22 protein-coding genes are annotated in these 21,382 nt (G+C 53.2%); 11 read left to right on the top strand and 11 right to left on the bottom strand.

The window, feature by feature from the left end; translation table 11 throughout:
• Nucleotides 1-137 precede the first annotated feature (137 nt).
• From B7989_RS10320 to thiE, 5 genes are all read left to right on the top strand, one after another.
• The gene (locus B7989_RS10320) at nt 138-1,997 is read left to right on the top strand and encodes a phosphoenolpyruvate carboxykinase (GTP) (RefSeq protein ID WP_072797739.1); all 1,860 of its coding nucleotides are present in this window, start codon (nt 138-140) and stop codon (nt 1,995-1,997) included.
• A gap of 250 nt (nt 1,998-2,247) precedes the next feature.
• Nucleotides 2,248-2,844 (top strand): PadR family transcriptional regulator, encoded by a 597-nt coding sequence (locus B7989_RS10315; RefSeq protein WP_088628411.1) that lies wholly within the window; start codon nt 2,248-2,250, stop codon nt 2,842-2,844.
• Between the two features lie 54 nt (nt 2,845-2,898).
• The gene (locus B7989_RS10310) at nt 2,899-5,418 is read left to right on the top strand and encodes a GH36-type glycosyl hydrolase domain-containing protein (protein WP_088628410.1); all 2,520 of its coding nucleotides are present in this window, start codon (nt 2,899-2,901) and stop codon (nt 5,416-5,418) included.
• Between the two features lie 161 nt (nt 5,419-5,579).
• Nucleotides 5,580-6,299, top strand: a complete 720-nt coding sequence (locus tag B7989_RS10305; RefSeq protein WP_233144360.1) for a hypothetical protein — start codon at nt 5,580-5,582, stop codon at nt 6,297-6,299.
• A gap of 66 nt (nt 6,300-6,365) precedes the next feature.
• The gene (gene thiE / locus B7989_RS10300; RefSeq protein ID WP_088628408.1) at nt 6,366-6,992 is read left to right on the top strand and encodes a thiamine phosphate synthase; all 627 of its coding nucleotides are present in this window, start codon (nt 6,366-6,368) and stop codon (nt 6,990-6,992) included.
• On the opposite strand, the gene B7989_RS10295 is transcribed toward thiE, so the two are convergent.
• Genes B7989_RS10295 through B7989_RS10285 form a run of 3 tightly spaced genes read right to left on the bottom strand, consistent with a single transcriptional unit; the run spans nt 6,993 to nt 8,979 of the window.
• Nucleotides 6,993-7,976, bottom strand: coding sequence for a peptidoglycan DD-metalloendopeptidase family protein (locus B7989_RS10295; protein WP_088628407.1), 984 nt, complete (start codon nt 7,974-7,976; stop codon nt 6,993-6,995).
• Between the two features lie 32 nt (nt 7,977-8,008).
• On the bottom strand, nt 8,009-8,380 hold the full coding sequence (locus B7989_RS10290; RefSeq protein ID WP_072797743.1) for a DMT family protein: 372 nt from the start codon (nt 8,378-8,380) through the stop codon (nt 8,009-8,011).
• A 29-nt stretch (nt 8,381-8,409) separates the two neighbouring features.
• A complete protein-coding gene (locus B7989_RS10285) occupies nt 8,410-8,979 on the bottom strand; it encodes a DUF4416 family protein (RefSeq protein ID WP_088628406.1) in 570 nt (189 codons plus the stop codon).
• A 26-nt stretch (nt 8,980-9,005) separates the two neighbouring features.
• Here B7989_RS10285 and B7989_RS10280 point away from each other — a divergent pair, with 26 nt between their 5' ends.
• Nucleotides 9,006-9,752, top strand: coding sequence for a glutaminyl-peptide cyclotransferase (locus B7989_RS10280; RefSeq protein ID WP_088628405.1), 747 nt, complete (start codon nt 9,006-9,008; stop codon nt 9,750-9,752).
• 32 nt (nt 9,753-9,784) lie between these two features.
• Here B7989_RS10280 and B7989_RS10275 read toward each other — a convergent pair whose 3' ends face one another.
• Genes B7989_RS10275 through B7989_RS10265 form a run of 3 tightly spaced genes read right to left on the bottom strand, consistent with a single transcriptional unit; the run spans nt 9,785 to nt 13,228 of the window.
• Nucleotides 9,785-11,788, bottom strand: coding sequence for a hypothetical protein (locus tag B7989_RS10275; RefSeq protein ID WP_144265025.1), 2,004 nt, complete (start codon nt 11,786-11,788; stop codon nt 9,785-9,787).
• A gap of 19 nt (nt 11,789-11,807) precedes the next feature.
• A complete protein-coding gene (locus B7989_RS10270; protein ID WP_088628403.1) occupies nt 11,808-12,680 on the bottom strand; it encodes a PHP domain-containing protein in 873 nt (290 codons plus the stop codon).
• Nucleotides 12,680-13,228, bottom strand: coding sequence for a hypothetical protein (locus B7989_RS10265; protein WP_088628402.1), 549 nt, complete (start codon nt 13,226-13,228; stop codon nt 12,680-12,682). The genes B7989_RS10270 and B7989_RS10265 overlap by 1 nt, the downstream gene beginning before the upstream one ends.
• Nucleotides 13,229-13,273: 45 nt before the next feature.
• On the opposite strand from B7989_RS10265, the gene B7989_RS10260 reads away from it, so the two are divergent.
• Nucleotides 13,274-13,858 carry a viroplasmin family protein gene (locus tag B7989_RS10260; protein WP_088628401.1) on the top strand — a complete coding sequence of 195 codons (585 nt, stop codon included), beginning with the start codon at nt 13,274-13,276 and terminating at the stop codon, nt 13,856-13,858.
• A 221-nt stretch (nt 13,859-14,079) separates the two neighbouring features.
• Here B7989_RS10260 and B7989_RS10255 read toward each other — a convergent pair whose 3' ends face one another.
• Nucleotides 14,080-16,644, bottom strand: coding sequence for a U32 family peptidase (locus tag B7989_RS10255; protein WP_088628400.1), 2,565 nt, complete (start codon nt 16,642-16,644; stop codon nt 14,080-14,082).
• A 56-nt stretch (nt 16,645-16,700) separates the two neighbouring features.
• Between B7989_RS10255 and B7989_RS10250 the strand changes: the two genes are divergently transcribed.
• Nucleotides 16,701-16,925, top strand: a complete 225-nt coding sequence (locus B7989_RS10250) for a hypothetical protein (protein ID WP_144265024.1) — start codon at nt 16,701-16,703, stop codon at nt 16,923-16,925.
• A gap of 287 nt (nt 16,926-17,212) precedes the next feature.
• Nucleotides 17,213-17,854, top strand: a complete 642-nt coding sequence (locus B7989_RS10245) for a hypothetical protein (protein WP_088628398.1) — start codon at nt 17,213-17,215, stop codon at nt 17,852-17,854.
• Nucleotides 17,855-17,989: 135 nt separating this feature from the next.
• Here B7989_RS10245 and rpiA read toward each other — a convergent pair whose 3' ends face one another.
• The 4 genes from rpiA to B7989_RS10225 all read right to left on the bottom strand — a co-directional run bounded on the left by rpiA (nt 17,990) and on the right by B7989_RS10225 (nt 19,998).
• Nucleotides 17,990-18,679, bottom strand: coding sequence for a ribose-5-phosphate isomerase RpiA (gene rpiA / locus B7989_RS10240; RefSeq protein ID WP_233144359.1), 690 nt, complete (start codon nt 18,677-18,679; stop codon nt 17,990-17,992).
• Nucleotides 18,679-19,308, bottom strand: coding sequence for a peptidylprolyl isomerase (locus B7989_RS10235; RefSeq protein ID WP_088628444.1), 630 nt, complete (start codon nt 19,306-19,308; stop codon nt 18,679-18,681). The genes rpiA and B7989_RS10235 overlap by 1 nt, the downstream gene beginning before the upstream one ends.
• A gap of 86 nt (nt 19,309-19,394) precedes the next feature.
• The gene (locus tag B7989_RS10230) at nt 19,395-19,733 is read right to left on the bottom strand and encodes a type II toxin-antitoxin system RelE/ParE family toxin (protein ID WP_088628396.1); all 339 of its coding nucleotides are present in this window, start codon (nt 19,731-19,733) and stop codon (nt 19,395-19,397) included.
• Nucleotides 19,723-19,998, bottom strand: coding sequence for a type II toxin-antitoxin system Phd/YefM family antitoxin (locus tag B7989_RS10225; RefSeq protein WP_072978501.1), 276 nt, complete (start codon nt 19,996-19,998; stop codon nt 19,723-19,725). The genes B7989_RS10230 and B7989_RS10225 overlap by 11 nt, the downstream gene beginning before the upstream one ends.
• Nucleotides 19,999-20,111: 113 nt before the next feature.
• Between B7989_RS10225 and B7989_RS10220 the strand changes: the two genes are divergently transcribed.
• Nucleotides 20,112-20,840: a metallophosphoesterase gene (locus B7989_RS10220; RefSeq protein ID WP_088628395.1), complete on the top strand. Its 729-nt coding sequence runs from the start codon at nt 20,112-20,114 to the stop codon at nt 20,838-20,840.
• A gap of 4 nt (nt 20,841-20,844) precedes the next feature.
• Nucleotides 20,845-21,306, top strand: coding sequence for a 23S rRNA (pseudouridine(1915)-N(3))-methyltransferase RlmH (locus tag B7989_RS10215; RefSeq protein WP_088628394.1), 462 nt, complete (start codon nt 20,845-20,847; stop codon nt 21,304-21,306).
• Nucleotides 21,307-21,382: the final 76 nt, after the last annotated feature.

Below are 21,382 nucleotides of genomic sequence, written 5' to 3'. Positions count from 1 at the left end.
GACTGCGTGTGGCGGATGGATGGGGTGATTTAGTTCAAAAAATTGCCAATGCCCCTGCAATTTGGACATTGTTTTTTGTAAATTTTACCGCGTTCGAAATTATCGAAACTAAACGTTAAACCAAACAGGAGCTCATAATGAGTCTTACCCTTAACGATATCAAGCACCCGAAGATCAGTACTTGGGTGAATGAAATGATTGCCATGTGCGAACCGGACAACGTCGTTGTCGTTGACGGCTCCAAGGAAGAATACGATGCCCTTATGCAGAAGTGCGTCAAGGCTGGCCTCGCCACGAAGCTTGCCAAGAAGGAAAACTGCTACCTGTTCCGTTCTCTCCCGTCTGACGTGGCCCGCGTCGAATCCCGTACCTTCATTTCCTCTGTGAAGGAAGAAGATGCAGGTCCGACCAACCACTGGATCGACCCGTCTGAACTCAAGCAGACGATGCGTAAGCTCTATAAGGGTTGTATGCACGGCCGTACCATGTACGTGATCCCGTTCTGCATGGGCCCGCTCGGTTCTCCGATTTCCAAGAACGGTATCGAAGTCACTGACTCCGAATACGTCGTTCTCAACATGGACATCATGACTCGCGCCGGTAAGAAGGTTCTCGACATCTTCAACGCAGACGTGAACGCTGAATTCGTTCCGTGCCTCCACTCCGTTGGTAAGCCGCTCCGCGAATGCGAAAGCGACAACGGCATCTGGCCCTGCGCTGACGTTGAATACAAGTACATCACTCAGTTCCCCGAAGAACGCCTCATTTGGTCCTACGGTTCGGGCTACGGTGGAAACGCTCTTCTCGGTAAGAAGTGCTTCGCTCTCCGTATCGCTACCGTTCTCGCTCGCGACGAAGGCTGGCTCGCTGAACACATGCTCATCCTCAAGCTCACCAACCCGAAGGGCGAAGTCAAGTACGTGACTGGCGCATTCCCGTCTGCTTGCGGTAAGACGAACCTCGCCATGCTCATCCCGACTATCCCGGGCTGGAAGGTCGAAACCATCGGTGACGACATTGCATGGATGAAGTTTGGTAAGGATGGCCGTCTCTACGCTATCAACCCGGAAGCCGGCTTCTTCGGCGTTGCTCCGGGCACCTCTGCAGAATCCAACAAGAACGCTCTTATCTCTGCAGAAAAGAACACCATTTACACCAACTGCGCCCTCACTGAAGACGGCGACATCTGGTGGGAAGGCATCGGCTACCCGGCTAAGGGCAAGCTCGTTGACTGGAAGGGCAAGACCCGTGACGCTCTCCCGAAGGACAAGGCTCCTAAGGGCGAAGAAATGGCTCACCCGAACGCTCGCTTCACCGCTCCGGCCAAGCAGTGCCCCTGCATCGCCAAGGAATGGGAAGATCCTGCTGGCGTGCCTATCGACGCTATCCTCTTCGGTGGTCGTCGTCCGTCTACCATTCCTCTGGTTCACCAGTCCCTCAGCTGGAACCACGGCGTGTTCCTCGGCTCCATCGTGGGTTCCGAAATCACGGCTGCCTCTACGATTGACGCCTCTCAGGTCGGTAAGATCCGTCGCGACCCGTTCGCAATCCTCCCGTTCTGCGGCTACAACATGGGTGACTACTTCAAGCACTGGATCGAAATCGGTAAGAAGTCTACCGAAGACAAGCTCCCGAAGATCTTCTACGTGAACTGGTTCCGTAAGGATGCCAACAACGAAAAGCTTCCGGGTGGCTTCATGTGGCCGGGTTACGGCGACAACAGCCGCGTGCTCGCTTGGATCTTCGACCGTTGCAACGGCGATAACTCCAACGTTGTTGAAACCGCTATCGGTTACATGCCGAAGACCCTCAACACCGACGGTCTCGCTGACTACTACAAGGAAACCCTCCCGGAAATCCTCAAGGTTGATGTGGAAGGCTGGAAGAAGGAACTCGCTGACGTTAAGGAAAATCACTATCCGAAGTTCGGCAAGCACCTCCCGAAGGAACTCTCCGACATCATCGACATGATCCAGGATCGTTTGAACAAGGCATAATAAGGCGAGTGAAGCGGGAACAAACTCGTTTGTTCCCATTTCCGAGCCGATATGCCTGCGCTCGTAGAGCGCAACGCATAATCGCCTTAGGATTTGAAAATCTCCGTCACTCAAAAGGTGGCGGGGATTTTTTTTTCGTTATTTGAAAAATTATTGCCCCAAGCTTTCAATTTTTAGTTATATTCCAAGTTGGAATAGTCCAACAAGTGAATCTTAATGGATTTTTCTGGAATTAGAAGAAGGGTAATATATGAATCGTTATGACTTGGTACTTCTGGGCCTGATCCTGGAAAAGGAACGCAGTGGTTACGACATCATTACCGAGGTTCGCAACCGCGAACTGGACCGCTGGGCAAACCTCAGCACGTCGACCGTTTACAACAGGCTTGCGACACTCGAAAAGCATGGTGACATTGCTGGCCGTAGCGAACGCGATGGTAACCGCCCTGAGCGCGTGGTTTTCTCGATTACTGAAAAAGGTCGAGAAACTTTGCGCAAGGAAGTGCTAAAGCATTTGACCGGCTTTAACGATGATCCGAGAACGCTCGGTTTTGCCTTCCTTTTCGGTGCCGAACAAAAGGAATTGATTCGTACTCTTGAAGCGCATGAACGCCGACTGGTGAAAGAGGTTGAACGCTTGGAACAGATGATTGCCGATGAACCGCGCCCGACCCTTTTTGCCGAAGGCCCGTTCCTCAATTGCATGAGCCGTGACCACATTCTGGTGGAACTCAAGTACGTGCGCGCCGCTATTGGAATCTTGCGCGATCCGGTACGCAACAAGAAACTGGATGGATATTTCTACATCAACTTTGGAAATCGCGATTTTGTGAATAAGAAGGACTAGTTTTTTCTATATTTACGCTCGTTAAATTTTAACAACCCCTCTTACGGAGAAACAATGGCTACAAAACAGACCAAGAAGAGCGCCCCGAAGGCCAAGAAGGTTGCAGCTAAGACTGCTGCAAAGTACGGCTACTTTGATGACGCCAAGAAAGAATACGTGCTTACCACGCCGGCAACCCCGATCAAGTGGTGCAACTACGTTGGTACTTTGAACTTTGGTGGTATCGTCGATACTACTGGCGGTACCCTCGTTTGCAAGGGCGACCCGGCCCTGAACCGTATCACCAAGTACATCGCCCAGATGCCTTGCTCTGACTTTAAGGCCAGCACCATTTATATCCGCGTGAAGAACGCCAAGGGTTACACCGTGTTCTCTCCGTTCGTGGTTCCGACTCTCACCAAGATGAAGAAGTGGGAATGCCACGTGGGTCTGTCCTACATGCGTTGGATTGCCGAATGCGAAGGCCTCCGCACGCAGGTGACGATTTTCGTTCCGACCGGATCCAACACTCTCCTCCAGGACATCCAGGTGACCAACATCTCCGGTGCCGCCAAGGAAGTGGACATTATCCCGGTTTATGAATTCAGCCACTTCGAAGCTGAAAAGCAGCTCACCAACGCCGACTGGGTTCCGCAGACCATGACCCTCAAGGGTCACTGGGAAAAGGACGGCCACGTGGTGCTCGAACAGTACGCTTACATGAAGCGTGACTTCGCCGTGAACTACGTGACTGCTAACTGCAAGGTCGGTAGCTTCGATGGCGACCGTCGCGTGTTCCTCGGTGCAAACGAAATGGGCTCCTGGGCCGCTCCGCTCAGCCTCGCCAACAAAGAACTTTCCAACAGCGAATGCGACCGTGGCGACAACATTGCCGCTCTCATGATCCACGCTGGCAAGATTGCCGCCGGCAAGACCTTCCGCACCTGCACCCAGCTCGGTCAGGAACAGAGCCTGAAGGTTGCCTCCAAGGCAATCGCCAAGTACCGCGACTTGAAGAACGTCGACAAGGCTTTCGACGAACTCGCCAAGTTCTGGGAAAAGTACCTCTCTACGATCCAGGTGCAGACTCCGGATGCAGCGTTCAACTCCATGGTGAACGTGCACAACCCGCGTCAGTGCCACACTACCAAGAACTGGAGCCGCTACCTGTCCCTGTATCAGCTGGGCTACGGCACCAGCCGCGGTATCGGTTACCGTGACTCCAGCCAGGACTTGATGGGCGTGATGAGCCACATGCCGGAAGAAGCATTGGAACTCGCCTTGAACCTGCTCTCTGTGCAGCGTCCGGAAGGTAACGCCATGCACCAGTACGCTCCGCTTGCCCTTGCCGAAGACAACGGCAACGAAGCTAACGCCGGTGACTCTCGCGAAAAGAAGGGTGTGCTCGATGAAAACGGCAACCCGGCTTACGCTGACTGGTATGGTGACGACCACCTGTGGATCGTTCTCACTATTGCCAACTACCTCAAGGAAACCGGCAAGATGGACCTCCTCAAGAAGGAAGTTCCGTTCTACGAAGCCGGCAAGAAGCGCGCTCAGCGTGAAAAGGGCACTGTGCTCGAACACCTCAAGCGCTCCCTCAACTTTACCCGTACTCACCTCGGTAAGCACGGTTTGCCGCTCCTCGGCTTTGCCGACTGGAACGATTGCATGAACCTCCCGCTCGGTGCAGAATCCTCCTTCAACACGGGCCTGTATGCTAAGGCTCTCCTTGAAATGATGGACATCTGTGAAGCTCTCGGCGACAAGAAGTCTGTCGAAATGTACAAGGGCTGGTACGAAGACGTGAAGAAGGCCTTCAATGACAGCGCTTGGGACGGCAAGTGGTGGGTCCGCTGGTTCGACAAGCAGGGCAACGCCTACGGCACCAACAAGGCCAAGTACGGCAAGATTTACTGCAACAGCCAGTCCTGGTCTGTGATTTCTGGCATTGCTACTGGTGACCGCGCAGTACAGGGCATGGACAGCCTGAACAAGCTCCTCAACACCGCCAACGGCGTGAAAAGCTCTACTCCGGGCTACCGCGGCTTCGACCCGAACGTGGGTGGCATCTCCACCTATCCTCCTGGAGCCAAGGAAAACGGCGGTATCTTCCTCCACACCAACCCGTGGGTGATGATTGCCGAAACGATTCTCGGCCGTGGCGACAAGGCCTTCCAGTATTACAGCCAAATTAATCCGGCTGCCAAGAACACCAAGCTCGACGAGTTCGAATCTGAACCGTATTGCTATCCGCAGAACATCCTCGGTGACGAACACAAGCAGTTCGGTATGGGCCGTAACGCATGGCTCTCCGGTACCAGCTCCTGGACCTACCAGGCTGCAACGCAGTTCATCATCGGTGTCCGTGCAAGCTTCAAGGGCCTCATCGTGAATCCCTGCATCCCGAGCTCTTGGGATGGCTTCAAGGTGACCCGCAAGTTCCGCGGCGCTACCTACGAAATCGAAGTGAAGAACCCGAAGCACGTGTGCAAGGGTGTCGCCGAGATGATCGTCGATGGCAAGAAGATTGACGCTGACGTCGCTCCCATTTTCACCAAGGGTACTCATAAAGTAGTGGTTACCCTCGGTTAATTTGAATTAGAATTTAAGTTCTAATCCAAATTGAGAAATTGAGTCTGCTTCAAACGAAGCAGACTTTTTCTTTTGTTTGTATTTATATTTAGGGGGTGAAGTTTAATCGATTGATAATTTTGTTGTTGGGTGTCTCTCTCGCTTTGTTGGCGGGGTGCTCGATGCGGCCGCCATCGGCGGGGGCCTTTATGTCGGCCTACCAGAACCGCGACAGTATGGGCGGCTTTATCTTCGATGTTTCGTTTACGAAATATACGGCATCCACGTCTGATTCGGCGATAAAGGCGCCGAAAAAAGAGCACAGCACCAGTGTCTGGGAAGATGTCGTTGAAGAGGAATGGTCGTTTGATTTTGGTACGTCGATTATTCATTTCAAGAATCATTTAGGCCTTGGTTTTGGCTTCCAGTTCTTTAATCCCTACATCTCTTTAGGGGTCGCCTTTGACCATTTCGGCATCATGGGGTGGACAGACTGGAGGCTTATTGCTGTTTGTGATGGTAAACCAGAAGCGTTTCGGGGCGGTATTAGCGTAATGGAACAGATTTTGCCGACTCCCAATCTGTCTGTGGGATTGTTCCAGTTTGCATCCCGCACCGAGGCGCTCTACATGGCGGGGGGTGGCGATGTCTGGGTGCCCTATAAGAATGACGATTCGGAACCGTATAGTTGCTGGGACGATGATACGGATTGCTTCTGGAAAAAAGAGAAGTCGGACTTTGGCGAGCCCTATTACTACGGCTTTATCGAGTTTGGTGGAGGTACCTATGTGAGGTACAAGATGAACTCGGTGTTTGGCTTGGGGCTTGAGTTCAGGTACAGCTACGATGTAACCTACAAGGCGAACCGCCTAGCGTTTACCATGAATCTCTTTTTGGGATAATTCTAGAAGAGCTCTTATCTTTTAAAAAGTCCGCTTCGAACGAAACGGATTTTTATATTTGTGTGCATGAAGAATCTCGATACGACGCTTTATTTTATTACTGACAGCACGACTGTGCCGGAAGATCGTTTTTTGCCTGTGGTGGAAGCTGCCTGCAAGGGTGGCGCGACCATTATCCAGTTGCGCGAAAAGGACCGGTCTACCCGCGAATACTTGGAGCTTGCCAAGGCGACGCATGAGATTACGGCTCGTTACGGGATTCCTCTGATTATCGATGACCGCGTGGATGTGGCGCTTGCGATTGGTGCCGAGGGCGTTCATGTGGGGCAAAGCGATATGCCGGTGCGTTTGGCCCGCAAGCTCATGGGCGAGGGCAAGATTGTAGGCGCTACCGCCAAAACGGTGCCGCAGGCGCTTGAAGCTTATGAGCAGGGTGCGGACTATTTGGGTTGTGGCGCAATCTATCCGACGACGACCCATGTGAAAACGGTGATTACACCGGTAGAAACCTTGAAAGACGTGGTGAAGGCGGTGCCGATTCCGGTGAATGCCATTGGCGGGCTCAACAAGGACAATATCTTTGTGCTGAAGGGCTCGGGTATTGCGGGCATTTGCGCCGTGTCTGCGATTATGAAAGCGGCTGATCCAGAAAAGGCTACGCGCGAACTGAAGGCCGCTTTTATGGCTCTGTAGCTATTTGCTGCCGCGGAGCTTCTGGCCTGCCTTGAGCGGAGCGCCTGGGGTCAGTTTGTTAATGCGGCAGAGCGATTCGATTGAAATATTGAACCAGTTGGCGACATCCCCTTGGGAATCGCCGGCTTGAACAACATAAAAGTTGTAGTTGCGGAGTTGAGCCTGAATTTTGCGGTGATCGTTGCGGGCCTTTTTCATCGAGAAATTATTGACGCCCGGCTTTAGCGACCAGTGCGGGAAATCGATGACGGTGGTCGGGTCGATGTTTACTTCGCCGAATCGGATTTCAAAGTGCAAGTGCGCTGCCGAAGACCTGCCGGAGTTGCCTGCGAGGCCTACGATATCGCCGGGGAAAACCTTGTCGCCGACGCTGAGCAGACGCTTGGAAAGGTGGGCATAAAGAGTCTCGATTCCGTTCGGGTGCTTGATGAGCACGTAATGGCCGTAACCGCCTTTGTTGTAGCGCGACATGGTGACTTCGCCGGGGTAGGCGGCCACGACAGGTTCGTCCTTGATCACGTTCACGTCAACGCCGCGGTGCAGGCGGTGGCTGCGGATGCCGTAGGGCGAGCCGATGAGAGCCTCATGCGTGATAGGCGGGAGAATGGTTGAAAAGTCAAAGACGTCGACCATTCGTGCGGCTTCTTCTTCCTTCTTTTGCTGCTTAGCTCTTTCGCGCTTTTTCTTTTTGGATTCGACGATTTCGTATTCGACGCCCTGCTTGTCATAGAGCAACGCCTTGGTGAAGGCTTTCGGGTCGTCTTCGCTCAGTTTTATTTTTTTTGACTTCTTGGGTTTGGCTTTTTTTGATTTTTTGGAGGACTTTTTGGAGTCGGACTTTTTTTTAGTCGTTTGGGCCGAGGTTTCTTTTTCGGATTTTTTGGCGGTTGCGGTTTTTGCGTAAGCGGGTGCACTCGTGAAGGAGATTGCCACGATGATCGCGACAAATAAACCCATCCACTTGTGAAGTCCCAAAAAGCTCATTTAACCCAAAGAAAAATTCTAGTGAGTGAAATTTACTTTAAAAATGCGAAGAATACGGCGGCCACAATCAAAACGAAGGCCACAATATGGTTCCATTGCAGGGCTTCGTTGTTGAAAACGGTCGTTGCGATGACGGTGAATACCGTCAGGGAGATGGCTTCTTGAATGACCTTGAGCTGCATGAGGGTGAAAGGCCCTCCGTTAATGCGGCTACCCATGGTATTGGCGGGAATCATGAAGAAATATTCGATGAGGGCGACACCCCAGGAGGCGAGAATCACCAGAATCAGCGGCCAGTCGGTGCTGATGTGCATTTCTTTGAGCTTGAGGTTGCCGTACCAGGCTGCGGTCATAAAGACGTTACTGATGATCAGGAGAATGACTGTAAAGATTCCGGCTTTCATAATGATGTGTGATGTGAAATGTGGAATGACTAATGGGAGTCTCGCCTAAGGCGATATGGTTTTCCGGTGCTCATTTGGTAGGCGAGGCGGGCGCGCACTTGTTCCAAGTACTGGATGTACTTTTCGCTTTGGTAATCGCGGTAGGTCCAGTCGAAGGCGTGGAAATGCCCGTCCTGAAAATACAGCGTGGGTTCTACGAAAATGCCACGTTGCATGTATACGCGCTGGCGCTGGTCCTTGGTGGTCGCCAAGAAAAACTGTCCGAGCGTCATGTAGCCGGGGTCCAGATTCACGGGGCGAAGCCCGGGCGTGCCGTTCTGCTTGGCAATTTCGAGTTCGACGTCGTTGCTCCAAAGCTTGATGTCGACAATGGTTTCGCGGTCGACCAGAGTCTCGTAGCTGAAAAAGGCACGCACGGGGGCGTTCCCGATTTCGTCGACGTAGTAGTTCGTGAAGGTGAACGGGAACGGCGGGAGCGCTAGCTCCTCTTCGCCAAAGCGGTTGCGGAGCGTGTCGCGCACGGCCTCTACCGCTTGGGAATCTTTAGCGAGAATCCCTACGATTATCTTGACTTTGGCTGGTATCCTTAATTCACCCATGGCGTGCAATTTAGTAATTTTTGGACATGAATTTTTTCGCCCGTCTTTGCTCATTCGCTTCTGTCTTAGTTCTTTCTTCTCTCGCTTTCGCTGAAGCTCCTCGCGTGGTTCCCGAAATTGTGGATTCAATTCCTCACGAAAAGACCCATTTTACGCAAGGCTTGTTCTTTGACGGCAAGGAACTGATTGAAACGACGGGTTTGTATGGCAAATCGGGACTTTACCGCCGTACGCTCGATGGCAAGATTCTGGATTCCGCCAGGCTCGAAGACAAGTATTTTGGCGAAGGTTCCATTGCGGTGGGCGATGACATCTTCTACTTGACCTGGAAATCCAAGAAGGCCTTCATTTACAGCCGCAAGCCGTTTGCGAAAAAGGGCGAATTTGCCATCCCTACCGAAGGCTGGGGGCTCACTTACTGGAAAAGCGCTCTTTTGATGAGCAATGGCTCTAGTGAACTCTTGCAGATTGCCTTGGGCGGATTCTATGTGGTGGGGGTTATTTCGGTGACCGATGGCGGCCGCCCGGTAAAGCTCTTGAATGAACTTGAAATCGTGGGCGATACCCTGTACGCCAACATCTGGCAGACCGGTGCAATCGCGGTTATTGAATTGCCGAGTGGCCGCGTATCGTATTATCTGGATTTAAGCCGCAAGGTCGCCGAAATCCAGCGCAAGCACCCTGACGTAGACGTTCTGAACGGCATCGCCTACGACGGCAAGAATCTTTGGATTACCGGCAAGAACTGGCCGTATATCTATAAGCTCAAATGAATAAAGCTGATGCTGAGCCGAGCTCAGCATGACTAGTTCCGGAATGTCCAGACGATGCCGTAGGCGAAGCGGAGGCCCTCGGGCGTGTAGCCGCTAGCAGGCATGTAAATGCTGTGGTTGAAGTTTTCGATTCGGGTGTAGAGCTCGAAGGTCAGAATCTGCATGCGGGCTTCAAAATCGAGCGCCAGGTACTTCTTCATGAGTTCCAGTTCGGGCCCGCCGTGTTCACCAATCGTACAGTCGTAGCGTTCGCCGAACCACTGCCAGTCCACGCGTACGCTCACGCCCAGGCGATCCGAAACGAACCGGTTCTGCCAGTGAATGGAGCCCTTGTAGTAGAGTTCCGGCGTGTCAATCAGCTTGAAGCTGCGGTCGAGCGTTTCGCCGCGTTCCAGGTAGAACTTCCAGTTGCCGAGTCTGAAGCCCACCTGTAAAATCCAGTCGAGGCTGTTCACGTTGTCGATGTTGGTCCAGGTGTAAACCTCGTCAATCGAGTTCGTGCTGTCGGCGTAGCCGCGCTTGACCCAGCGGGGTTTAATGAGGTTATCGACGTTTTCGTAGCGGAGGCCGAGCCCGTAAAAGACTTCGCGCTGCTGGTAGCCTAAATTCAAGGTGTAGCGGTCGCGTTCTTCGTACTTGAGGTCCTTGCGGTGGAATGCCAGACGGCCTGTTTCGTCAATCTTGAGCTGGCCTACATCGGGGAATTTGTTGTCGTGTCGCCAGCCGGCGCTTGCACGCAGGTGGTACGGCAAAAAAGCGAGTACGTCGGCGGAGTAGGCCGGAGCTATATCGACGGAATCGCGTACGGAGCTGTTGCGCTGTAAGCCTGTTTGCGTGCGGAACAGGAGCTTGTTCCAGAGGGTGTCCTTGAGTTCCAGGTAGCCGACTTCGCGGTCTTGGTAGTAAGTGTGCGTCGTGTCGTTTGCACCCGTATTGTCGGTGTTCAGGAATTCGTACTTGAACTTGATAGCCGGATTGAAGATGGTGTGGTAGGCGATGCCGAAGTTTCCGAGCATCGATTGGTAATTCATGGTTCGCACGGTGTCGTAGAAGATCGAGTCAACGAGTTGCCTGCCCAAGGTGTCTGTGTATTCGTGCGTTTTCTTGAAAATGTGTCCGAGCGAATCCAGTTCGATATCGTGTTCGGTGTATTGGAAGTCGGTCGAAAGAGTTAGCTTCCGGGTGGGGTAGAATTCAACGCCTCCGCCGTAACCGAAGGTATGTGTCTCGATGACATAGGGGTCGGTCTGGAAGGTTCGAATAGACTTGTCGAGAGTATCCAGCAGAACCTTGTGGTTCGTGTTGTCGGCGTTACGAAGGTTTATGTAGTTCAACTTGGCGTATGCCTTACCGAATCCGAATCTCCAGGTGAGAATCGGCTGGATGTGCATACTGTTCATGGCGATGTTTCGCCCGCCAAAAGGAATCTGCGAGGAGTCGCGGCCCATGGAAAAATAGGGCGAGTGGGTCACGTTCTGGTAGCTGTATTCCTTGGAGTCGACATCGGAATGGCTGGCGAGTCCGAATTCGAGCGAAACGGAATCGGTCACGAGCCTGCGGAAGTCGAGGCGCAGCGCGTTGCCGCCGAAGGCGGGGCGTTCCCAGTTGAGGTCGGTCACGGGTGTGTCGACCGGGACTCCCTTGCGTTCTTCGGTCAGAATTCCGTTTTCACCGTTCAGCCCGAGAGTCGTAGCATCGTAACCTAGCCGTGTGGTAAATAGGCCGGCGAGCTTGCTCGGGTAGCGAGTCTGGATCGAGCCCATGCCCAAAAAGTCGGCATCAAGTTCCGGAGCGCCAAGAATCGAGGTTCCTAGGAGCCATTCGGATTTCTGGCCAGAGATGTCGTAGGTGCGCTGCATAAGTCCGCGCAGCGGGAGTACCCAACGGCCGGCGTCGGTTTCGCGGGGGGCGGGGTCAATGCCCCAGGGGGTCTTGTAGATTGAATCTTGAGCAGATGGCTTTACGTACTGGTCTGGCTTTAGCGGTTCAGCGAACAATACGCTTATGCAAACAAGCAGTAGGGCTAAGATTCTCATAAAATTCAAACTAGGCAAGTTAGTACCATTCCGCTCTCAGTTTTTCACGGCGTTCGCGCAGGGCGTTCACGACGGAGTAGGGCATTTTCATGCAGTTGGGCGGGTAGGCGCCCGCTTCGGTATGGAAGTCCGAACCGCCGGTGCCCACGAGGCCGAACTTTTGGGCCATTTCCTTGTACTTGCGGCCGACAGCTCCCTTCTGGGCGGGGCTGTAGACTTCGATCCCTTGTACGCCCCATTCCACCATGTTCTCGATGAACTCGTCGGAAAGCCCCGACTTGTAGGGGTGGGCGAGGACGGCGATTCCGCCGGCATTTTCGATAAGCTTGATGGTCTGCTGCGGGTTCAGGCCCTTCTTTTCGACAAAGGCTACGCAGCCGTCACCTAAATATTTGGTGAATGCTTCGGAGAAGTTCGAAATGTATTCTTCGTCGACCATGGACATGGCGATATGCGGGCGGCCGATAACCTTGCCCTTGCAGTAGGTGGCAACCTTTTCGTAGGTGATGTCGATGCCCAGCGCGTTCAGCTTTTTGATGATGGCTTTTGCGCGGGTGACTCGCTGCTTTGCGAAATCCTGCAGTTCCATGTTCAGGGCGAGGTTCGTAGGGTCGCAGAAATATCCCAGGATGTGGATGTCCTTGCCTTGCCACACGGCCGAAATTTCGATGCCGGGAATGAGTTCAAGCCCGATTTCCTTGGCGGGTTCGGCGGCGAGGTTGTAGCTATCCAGGTTGTCGTGGTCGGTAATCGAAATGCAACGGAGGCCCTTGCGTTTGCAGAGCACGAGCAGTTCTTCGACCGAAAGGTTACCATCCGAAAGCTTGGTGTGCATGTGGAGGTCCGCATACCCGCCATTCTCTGTGATGATTGTGGGATACCCCTTTTGCATTACTTGACCCCGTAGTACTGGCTAATCAGGGCAGCTTCGCTCATTTTGTTGGGTTTCAAGCATATGTTCAGGAACGGATAGCAATGTTCGTCCGTAAACCCGATGCGGCAGTTTGCTCCGCACTTTTTGGCAAGGTAAAGCGTGGGCCAGAAGGCTTCGCCCAGGTAAATGCAAACCTGCGGGCCAAAATCCTTGATTTTGTATTGCAGTTCTTCAAAGGCCGGCTCACCGTAACGGCATTCAAGCTCGGTATAGTAGATCGCTTTGGCGTGCTTGGCCGAAATCATGACCTGCATTGTATCGGGAGCGCAAAGGAGTGCGTTCTTGAAGAATGCTTCGGGCATTCCCTTTATAAATGCAGTCGATTTGTCGATGTCACGTGTAAGGAACACGACGGTCTTGGGGTTCCCTTGAAGCGCGGCCGGGAAATTGAACTCTCCGGAGTCATCTCCGGCTACTTCCAAAAACCAGCGGTACAGCTTTTCCGGGCTGTAAAAACGCTTGAAAAAATAACGTAAACGATCTGCAAAATACGGTGACGGTTTCACTTAAACTCCAATACACTTTTTAGTATAATATACTAATTTTGGGCCATGCCTAAACAGAAATTCTATGCGATAAAGTCCCCGAACGAAAACAAAATCGTCATGACGTGGGCTGAGTGCGAAAAACTGACCCATGGTGTGAAGGGCGTGCTTTTTAAATCGTTCGGTTCGCGTGCCGAAGCAGAGGCTTGGATCGCTGGAATGGAGGCTCCTGTACCCGATGGAATCCGCGTGTTTGTAGATGGTTCTTTTTCGCCGGATTTTCCGAAATCGGGCTGGGCATTCGTGGTAACGGAAAACGATGTCGAAATCGCCCGTGGTTCTGGCATTACCGCTTTTGACGCGGAAAGCCGGAATATTGACGGCGAAGTCATGGCGTCTTTCCAGGCCATGCGCTGGCTTGATTCCAACGACAAGACGGGTACGATTTGCCATGATTACGAAGGCATTGCCCGCTGGGCTAAAGGTGAATGGCAGGCAAAGAGCAATATCGCCAAGCGTTATGTGGCGGCAGCCCAGCCATACTTGCATCGCGTGAGTTTCGAAAAGGTAGAAGCCCATACCGGCGTCAAGTGGAACGAATTGGTTGATAAGCTTGCCAAAGAAGCGATTGCCCGCGCCAAGAAAAAGTAGGCATCCGCCGCTTTAAATGTTTCCTGATTGTAAAAAAAGAGGCATTTTGCAAACAGTTGTTTGCAAGATTCGGTACAAAGTTCCTTTTTTAAAGTTTTGAAGACTATTTTTGATTCGCCGGCGAATGTCGGCGATTTGCTATCCACCCGATGGCGAATTTTCAGTTGGGAAGCTCCGCCAATTCTAGGTGCGGCGGGGCTTCTTTCAAAAGCGCAAGAGCGTTATTTCTTGCGGTCTTGCCAGGTGCTTTCGTTAAAGAGCTGGCCTTCGGAAAGGCCGTACTTTTCTTGAATGCCCGCTTCGCGGATGGCATCTTCGATAGAGATTTTGCCCTGGATGGCTTGCGTGTAAATGAGCACCTTGCGGCGCACGGTTTCGGCGTCTTCGGTGAGCATTTCGAGGCGGAAATGGTTCACGCCTGCGGTGCGTAGGCGGGGGAGCAGTTTGAGGGCCGACTGCGGCTTGCCCACAAAGAGCGTGTTGCGGCATTCGGCGTCGCTCTGCAAGAAATGGCGTTCGCCCTTGTGGTCTAGGATTTCCACCTTGTGCTTGGTGCAAATCTTGTCGCATTCGGGGAAGCGGCGGCCCGTGGTAAGCGCGCGGGCGAAGGCGCAGTATTCCGAATGGAAGGCGGGCATGTACTGGTGCAGTGTGAGTTCCAGGCGATCTCCGTCGATGTTTTCGAGAAGGTCGAAAAGTTGTGTGCTGTTTAAATCCCAGGAGGGGTGGAGCGTGGTTAGCCCCTGCGAGAGGAGCCAGTCGTAGCTTGCGCTGTTGGCGGCGTTCAGGCTGTAGTCGCCGGTGAGCGGGATTCCGCTTTCTTTAAGAATCGAGAGCGCTCCCAGATTTCGCACCAGGGCAAAGTCCGGGCAAAGCCGCAGGATATTCTTGAGGTAATGGTTTTCGCCCGGCTTGTGGATGCGAAGCGTCGCCATGCCCGCCTTGAAGCCGAGCTCGCGGATTTGTTCCAGCGGGGTGTCGTATTTGACGCCCCAGTCGAAATCCATGATGACGTTTTCGATGGCGAGGCCTTCGAGGGCGGCGATTTGGTCCGGATTGCGGACAAGGACACTGATAATCGGGTGCGTGGTGCCGTTGGCGGCAGGTGTACCGCTGCTCGCTGCGCCGGACTTGAACTTGACGCGGGTCTCGTTCAAGAAGGTTTTGCCGGCTTCTGCACTCGGGTTCAAAACCTTCCATTCGGTGCGCTTTTCGTCGAGCTTTTCGATGGCGGCCTGACGGAGCGTGCGGAGAATCTTTCCGGGAATGAACGCGCCGCGGTCCACCTGAATGTCGAGGTGCTTTAACTGGTAGGCGGTCGAACTTAAGGCCGAAAGTTCCTTTTGGGCAAGTTCTCGGAGAGCCTTGTCGGCATCGTTGCCCTTGTTTCGGGCTTCTTCGAGGGTAAAATCGGCCTCGACTTCGACGGCGTTTTTCGGCGTGTCGTAAACGGAAAGCTTGAGCGGGCCGCCGATTTTTCCTGAAAGCGTCATGTGAACCGGCAAGCGCACGAGTTGTTCGCGGTCCGTAAAAGTCTTGCGCAGCTCGCGTTCAAGTGCGGGCGAGTCGTTGCGATAAACTTGCATGCCCACCGCAATCTGGCGGGTGTCGAATTCTCGCCCGAATTCAAGCTTCAAGAGCTTGGGATCGCCGCGCTTTGCGTGCGGTAAATGCGTGACATGCGCGGCGTAGAGGCGGCTGCCGATGCTCACGCCGAGAGCCGCATTTTCAAACAGAATGCCGTCGCCTGGCTGTGGGTAGCAGGCTTTTTCGCCGGCGTCGGAGATTGCGCTGTCGAGACCGACAATGACTTGCCCGCGGTCTGCCTTCACGACTTGCCCGAGGACCATACCATGGTGATTGCTGAACGTGCCGTTCACCAGCTCCTGGTGGTTATCGCCATCGAGCCAGCCGGTGTTGAGGCCGCGGCTGAACAGCACTTCGAGCGGCTCCATGTCCTTGGCGTCAAGCGGAATCCGGTTCAATGCCTTGCGGTAAGCGCGGGATACGGCGGCTACGTATTCGGGGCTCTTGAGGCGGCCTTCCACCTTGAGCGAATTTACGCCGATTTCTTCAAGTTCGGGGAGTTTCGGGAGGGCGCAAAGGTCGCGGGTGCTAAAGAGGTATTGGGCGTCGGTGTCGCGGTATTCCTTGCCGTCTACAAAGATGCGGTAGGGGAGTCGGCAACTTTGGGCACACTGGCCGCGGTTTGCGCTGCGACCGCCAAAGTTTTCGCTGGTCAGGCACTGGCCCGAGTAACTCACGCAAAGCGCCCCGTGAATGAATACTTCGAGTTCGAGGTCGGTGGCGGCCTTGATGGCGGCAATTTCCTTGACCGAAAGTTCGCGGGCGAGTACGGCGCGGTTGAATCCGATGGATTTCACCAGGTTCACTCCCTCGGCGCTGGCAAGCGTCATCTGGGTGCTGGCGTGGATTTCCTGGTTCGGACAAATGGCGCGAATCAAGCGGGCAAGACCGATATCTTGGATAATAAAGGCGTCGGGTTCAAGCGAAATGATTTTTTCGAGGAATTCAGGCAATTCTTGCAGTTCGCGCTCAAAAACGAGCACATTCATGGCCAAGAAGGTGCGTACCCCGTGAATACGGGCGTAGCGTATCATGTCGCGGACATCGTCAAAGGTAAAGTCTTCGGTGCGGCCTCGGGCGTTCCAGTGGGGGACTCCGAAATACACGGCGTCGGCTCCGTTGTTGACGGCGGCTTCGAGCATTTCGCGCGTGCCTACGGGCAGCAGGAGTTCTGGCGATGTCTGTGCGCTTGAATTCATGTGGCGAAAGATAGAAAATATTGGCTTTGCTCTTTTTTATTTTCTATATTCTACGCATGAACCGAAAGATTACTTTGTCTGCAATCCTGTTTGCCCTTTTGGCTGTTTTTTCGCTTTCTGCTTGTACCGACGAAGCGGCCGAGGCCGAGATGAACCGCCTGAAAGGCGAAAATGCGGTGCTCCAGGGGCAGGTGGATTCGTTGCAGAAAAATCTCGATTCTCTGACCGCTTATGGCGATTCTGTCAAAAAATCGCTGGAAAAGCTCGATATGCATCCTTAAACCGCCACCGGCAGAGCGGTTTCGGGGAAATTTCTTAACCGTTAATCCCCAATCATTTAACACTTTTGTTATATTTGCGCCCGTGGCTCACAATGGCCTTCTGCTGCGGCAGTGGCCCCTTTATAGTTTCGCTGGCCCAATTTGCCCGAAACCTTATCGCCGTCAAGCCTCTCAGGAGGCGCTAGTAAGATGGCTTTAAGCACACACAAACACGAACCAGCCACACCGCCTGCGGGTTTATTTCCAGCCTGCACCTGCGGTCAACCCTTACTTATGAGGTGCCCCGAATGGAATACATCGCACTCGCACTTTCACTCGTTGCAGTGATTCTGTGCATCGTTATCCTCTCGAAGGTTAACAAGCTCCTTACCATGCTTCGTACCCCGATTTTCAAGAAGCTCACCCCGGACATGAACTTGAAGCCGGCTTCCCGTCGCCCGATCAGCGCACAGGAAATGGCTCAGCGCGGTGAACGCAAGGAAAATCGCCAGAACAACAATGGCAAGGACCGTCCTGCTAAGGAAAATCGCGACAATCGCTCTGCCGACAAACAGCAGCAGCCCGCTCGCGACCGCAATGAACAACGTGACCGTGGCAACCGCCGCGATCGTCGCGACCGCCGCGAAGGCCGCCGCGAACAGAACGTTGAAGCTCAGAACGTAGCTGCCGAAGCCCAGGCTCCCGCAGCTGCAGCTCCTGCCGTCGAAGCCGCTCCGGCCGCAGCTCCTGAAGCTCGCCGCCCGCTCGCTCCGCGTATTCCGGTTGAAACTCCGGCCGCTCCTGCCGTTGAAGCCCCGGTCGCTGCCCCTGCAGCACCTGCCGCTGAACCCGCAGTCGAAGCCGTCGAAACCACCTTCGATCCGTCCAAGGTCCGCTATGGCCGTCGCAACGTGATCAAGAAGGCTCCGGAACTCGCCGACGAAGACTAATTGAGCACGCGTTTATAACGCTAAAAAATCCCTCGGTTCTTACCGGGGGGTTTTTTAGTTTATGTGAAATGACTAATGTGAAGTGAATAATGTGAAATGAATAATCACACATTTCACATCTCACATCCCTGTCTTCTAGAACTCTACCAGGCCCTTGTCGGCGTCGGCGAGAATCACCTTGGTGGCCATGCCCACGAACAGGCCATGACCCACGATACCCACGATGTGTTCCAGGTCGCGGGCGAGCTTGTCGGCGTCTTCGATAATGCCGAACTTGGCGTCTGCAATCAGGTTGCCGCTATCACTGATGACCGGGCCGTCCTTGCCCGGAGCGCCCATACGCACCTTGAGGTCGCCGCCGAGCTTCTTTACGCGTTCGGTCACCACGGCGATGGCACCCGGAATGATTTCCAGCGGTACGGCGAACTTTTCGCCGAGCTTGTTCACCTTCTTGCCGCTGTCTGCGATAATCACGTAGTTGTCCGTCATCGAGGCGACAATCTTTTCGAGCAGGTGGGCAGCGCCACGGCCCTTGATCAAATTGCGCTGGTCGTCGATTTCGTCGGCACCGTCAATCACCATGTCCAGGTGAGAAACTTCGCCCATTTCCTTCAGCGGAATGCCGAGGCTACGGCACTGCAGCGTGGTGCTCCAGCTCGTGCTCACGCCCACAACATGCAGGCCTTCCGTCTTGATGCGCTCGGCAAGGCGGTTCACCATGTGGGCGGCGGTGCTACCCGTTCCAAGACCCACGGTCATGCCGTCCTTGATCATATCTGCCGCGCGAACGCCTGCAGCCTTCTTGAGTTCGTCCATCGATGCCATTAGCGCCATCTCCTGTTGTGGTTGTTGTCGTCAAAATCTTCGCCGTCGGCCCCGTCGAAGCCGTCGTCAAAATGGTCAAAATCTTCTTCGCGGTCGGGGTAGCCGCTTTCGAGCTCGGTAAAACTCGGCTGCTCGATGGCGACCACCGTCACGTCGAAAGTCAGGTCCTTGCCTGCAAAGGGGTGGTTCCCGTCCACGACCACGGTGTCCTTCTTGATTTCCTTGATCGTGTAAATTCCGTCGGATTCGTCGTCATCGTCCAGATTCAGCCCGTCCACGAACTCGTCTGCCGTCTCGGGCAGCTGGAATTCGCGCACGTCTTCGTCCATGTACATCTCGAGCTCCATGCCGAGCCAAATTTCGCCCACTTCGCGGAGTTCGTCCTTCGGAACTTCCATCACCAAGTCGGGGCGGTAGGGGCCGTAGCCCTGTTCAAACGGAATATCGACAGTAAAACTTTCATTCAAGTGACGGCCTTCCAGCGCGTCTTCAAGCCCCGGAATAATATTGTTGAACCCGTGAATGTACACGAACGGGTAGTTCGCGGGCACTTCTTCGAGAATCTTTCCGGTGCGTTCCTTTAAGGAATAGGCAATGCTGACCTTCAGCTTGTCTTGAATCATTTCCATACGCGCGCAAATATAGCAAAAGGCGAGTGATGCGAAAACGTTGCTCATCGAAGGAGTGCCAAGATAGAAATTTTTACCCCTTTTTACTATATAATCGGGAACATCATACGTGTCCAAAGCGCGTCATCTAGATCGCGTCTGGAATCGACAACTGCTAAAACCTTTACGCGGTATTCTTCTTTGCGATAAAAAATTCTCCAGGGGCTTACAACGATTTCCCGGAATCCGTTGATTTGCAAATATTCTAATTCCGCAGGAATTTTGCCCAAATCTGGAAACTTTTCAAGGACTTGGCATTCCTTTTTTATTCTAGCAAGCGAGTCTTTGGCGTTTTTGGGGCTACTCGTTGCAATATGCAAGATGATGGACTTCAAGTCGAGAGATGCCGATTCAGACCATTCTACAATGATTTTCTTAGAGGGCATTTAGTTCTTTCTCCAAGGAATCAAAGAGGTCTTTTTGATTGATTGTTTTTCCTTTTGAAAATTCGGCTTCGCTTTGAGCGAAAAGCTTAAACAACTTTAAGCCGTCCTGCATCATTTGGAATGTCTCGGTATCGAGGATTACGCCGCGAGCTTCACCGTTTTGCGTGACGATGTAGGGTGCACGAGTGTCATTTACATGGTCTAGCACTTTTGCAGCGTTTGCCTTAATGTAAGAAATCGGCTTGATATTTTTATAGGTTGGCATAAAACCTCGAATATGACTGAATTCGGTATTAAATATAGTCTTTCGTTGGCAATAACGCAACCCTTTGAGCCTGTGTAAGACATTCGTCCCTCATTTTTTACTACATTACGGCCATGCTATACGGTATTTGTTCTGATATCCATTCTAACGCGGTGGCTTTCGAGGCGGTTCTTGCCTCTATGAAAGACAACGGGGTAGAACGGAGGGTTTGTCTGGGTGATTTAGTGGGTTATGGTGCGGATCCTGACGAAAGCGTTCGTCTGGCTCGCGAAAATATGGACATTTGCATTATCGGTAACCACGACAGCGTGGCGATCAAGCACGAGTCCAGCGCCGGGTTCAACCCCTATGCCAAGCAGGCCATCGAATGGACGCAGAACCACTTGTCGGATGATTCGATTTCGTACCTGCGTTCGCTGCCGTATGTTTGCGAAGAAAACGACATTTGCTTTGTGCATGCCTCTCCGCTTTCGCCCGCGGACTGGGTGTACGTGACCGAGCTCGAAGACGCCCTCGACGCCTTTGAACATTTCAAGGGCCGCTACTGCTTTGTGGGCCATACGCACAGCCCGGTGATTGTGGCGAGTCGCCCGAACGCCATCCCCAAGATTCTGGACGAATACGAATACAGGATCGAAGACACGGAACGCCTGTTGGTGAACGTGGGCAGCGTGGGCCAGCCGCGTGATCGCGATCCGCGCTCTTGCTGGTGTCTGCTGGATACCGAGACCATGTGTGTGCGCTTGATTCGTGTCGATTACGATGTGTTCGAAACGCAGGAACGCATGAAAAAGGCCGGCATGCCGAGTTTCTTGATTGACCGTCTGAGTGTAGGCCGCTAGTCCCATGAAATGGGTCTTGGCTGTTTTTGGTAAGGCAGGTTCGCCGTTCATTGCCGACGAGGTCGACAAGTACGTCAAACGTTTGCGTGGGGGAATGTTCCCGCTCGAAGTCGTGGAACTCAAGGAGTCCAAGATAGACGACCGTGTGCAGGCGTTGGCGCAAGAAGCGACACTTTTTGACAAGAAATTCCCGAAGTCCGAATACAAGCGCGTCATTTTGTCCGAAGAGGGCAAGTTGATGGATACGGTCAAGCTTTCGGATACGCTCCGGGACCGTTTTCCGGGAAATATCGTGTTCTTGATCGGGTCGGCCTACGGCATCGACGAGAACCTGAAAAAGACTGCCGACTTGCTCCTTTCGCTTTCGCCGTTGACCTTTACCCATGACCATGCCCGCGTGCTTTTCGCCGAACAGCTTTACCGCGTTCAGATGGTGATGCAAAACCACCCCTATCATCATAGATGACCGCTCGGCTCATTTTTTTTGTTTTTTTTGAAAAATTGCGTTTTCACCCCTTGACAGCGGACCTTTTTAATTCTAT

Origin of the sequence: Fibrobacter sp. UWB5 (genome assembly GCF_002210295.1) — a bacterium.
Classification (GTDB): Bacteria; Fibrobacterota; Fibrobacteria; order Fibrobacterales; family Fibrobacteraceae; genus Fibrobacter.
Note: the sequence above shows the minus strand (reverse complement) of the source record. Positions and strands in the feature narration are given on the sequence as shown.

What these genes read in the sequence shown, in the direction of transcription:
- B7989_RS10320 (WP_072797739.1), top strand. Translation starts at nt 138, where the DNA reads ATGAGTCTTACCCTTAACGATATCAAGCACCCGAAGATCAGTACTTGG.
- B7989_RS10315 (WP_088628411.1), top strand. Translation starts at nt 2,248, where the DNA reads ATGAATCGTTATGACTTGGTACTTCTGGGCCTGATCCTGGAAAAGGAA.
- B7989_RS10310 (WP_088628410.1), top strand. Translation starts at nt 2,899, where the DNA reads ATGGCTACAAAACAGACCAAGAAGAGCGCCCCGAAGGCCAAGAAGGTT.
- B7989_RS10305 (WP_233144360.1), top strand. Translation starts at nt 5,580, where the DNA reads ATGCGGCCGCCATCGGCGGGGGCCTTTATGTCGGCCTACCAGAACCGC.
- thiE (WP_088628408.1), top strand. Translation starts at nt 6,366, where the DNA reads ATGAAGAATCTCGATACGACGCTTTATTTTATTACTGACAGCACGACT.
- B7989_RS10295 (WP_088628407.1), bottom strand. Translation starts at nt 7,976, where the DNA reads ATGAGCTTTTTGGGACTTCACAAGTGGATGGGTTTATTTGTCGCGATC.
- B7989_RS10290 (WP_072797743.1), bottom strand. Translation starts at nt 8,380, where the DNA reads ATGAAAGCCGGAATCTTTACAGTCATTCTCCTGATCATCAGTAACGTC.
- B7989_RS10285 (WP_088628406.1), bottom strand. Translation starts at nt 8,979, where the DNA reads ATGGGTGAATTAAGGATACCAGCCAAAGTCAAGATAATCGTAGGGATT.
- B7989_RS10280 (WP_088628405.1), top strand. Translation starts at nt 9,006, where the DNA reads ATGAATTTTTTCGCCCGTCTTTGCTCATTCGCTTCTGTCTTAGTTCTT.
- B7989_RS10275 (WP_144265025.1), bottom strand. Translation starts at nt 11,788, where the DNA reads ATGAGAATCTTAGCCCTACTGCTTGTTTGCATAAGCGTATTGTTCGCT.
- B7989_RS10270 (WP_088628403.1), bottom strand. Translation starts at nt 12,680, where the DNA reads ATGCAAAAGGGGTATCCCACAATCATCACAGAGAATGGCGGGTATGCG.
- B7989_RS10260 (WP_088628401.1), top strand. Translation starts at nt 13,274, where the DNA reads ATGCCTAAACAGAAATTCTATGCGATAAAGTCCCCGAACGAAAACAAA.
- B7989_RS10255 (WP_088628400.1), bottom strand. Translation starts at nt 16,644, where the DNA reads ATGAATTCAAGCGCACAGACATCGCCAGAACTCCTGCTGCCCGTAGGC.
- B7989_RS10250 (WP_144265024.1), top strand. Translation starts at nt 16,701, where the DNA reads ATGAACCGAAAGATTACTTTGTCTGCAATCCTGTTTGCCCTTTTGGCT.
- B7989_RS10245 (WP_088628398.1), top strand. Translation starts at nt 17,213, where the DNA reads ATGGAATACATCGCACTCGCACTTTCACTCGTTGCAGTGATTCTGTGC.
- rpiA (WP_233144359.1), bottom strand. Translation starts at nt 18,679, where the DNA reads ATGGCATCGATGGACGAACTCAAGAAGGCTGCAGGCGTTCGCGCGGCA.
- B7989_RS10235 (WP_088628444.1), bottom strand. Translation starts at nt 19,308, where the DNA reads ATGGAAATGATTCAAGACAAGCTGAAGGTCAGCATTGCCTATTCCTTA.
- B7989_RS10230 (WP_088628396.1), bottom strand. Translation starts at nt 19,733, where the DNA reads ATGCCCTCTAAGAAAATCATTGTAGAATGGTCTGAATCGGCATCTCTC.
- B7989_RS10225 (WP_072978501.1), bottom strand. Translation starts at nt 19,998, where the DNA reads ATGCCAACCTATAAAAATATCAAGCCGATTTCTTACATTAAGGCAAAC.
- B7989_RS10220 (WP_088628395.1), top strand. Translation starts at nt 20,112, where the DNA reads ATGCTATACGGTATTTGTTCTGATATCCATTCTAACGCGGTGGCTTTC.
- B7989_RS10215 (WP_088628394.1), top strand. Translation starts at nt 20,845, where the DNA reads ATGAAATGGGTCTTGGCTGTTTTTGGTAAGGCAGGTTCGCCGTTCATT.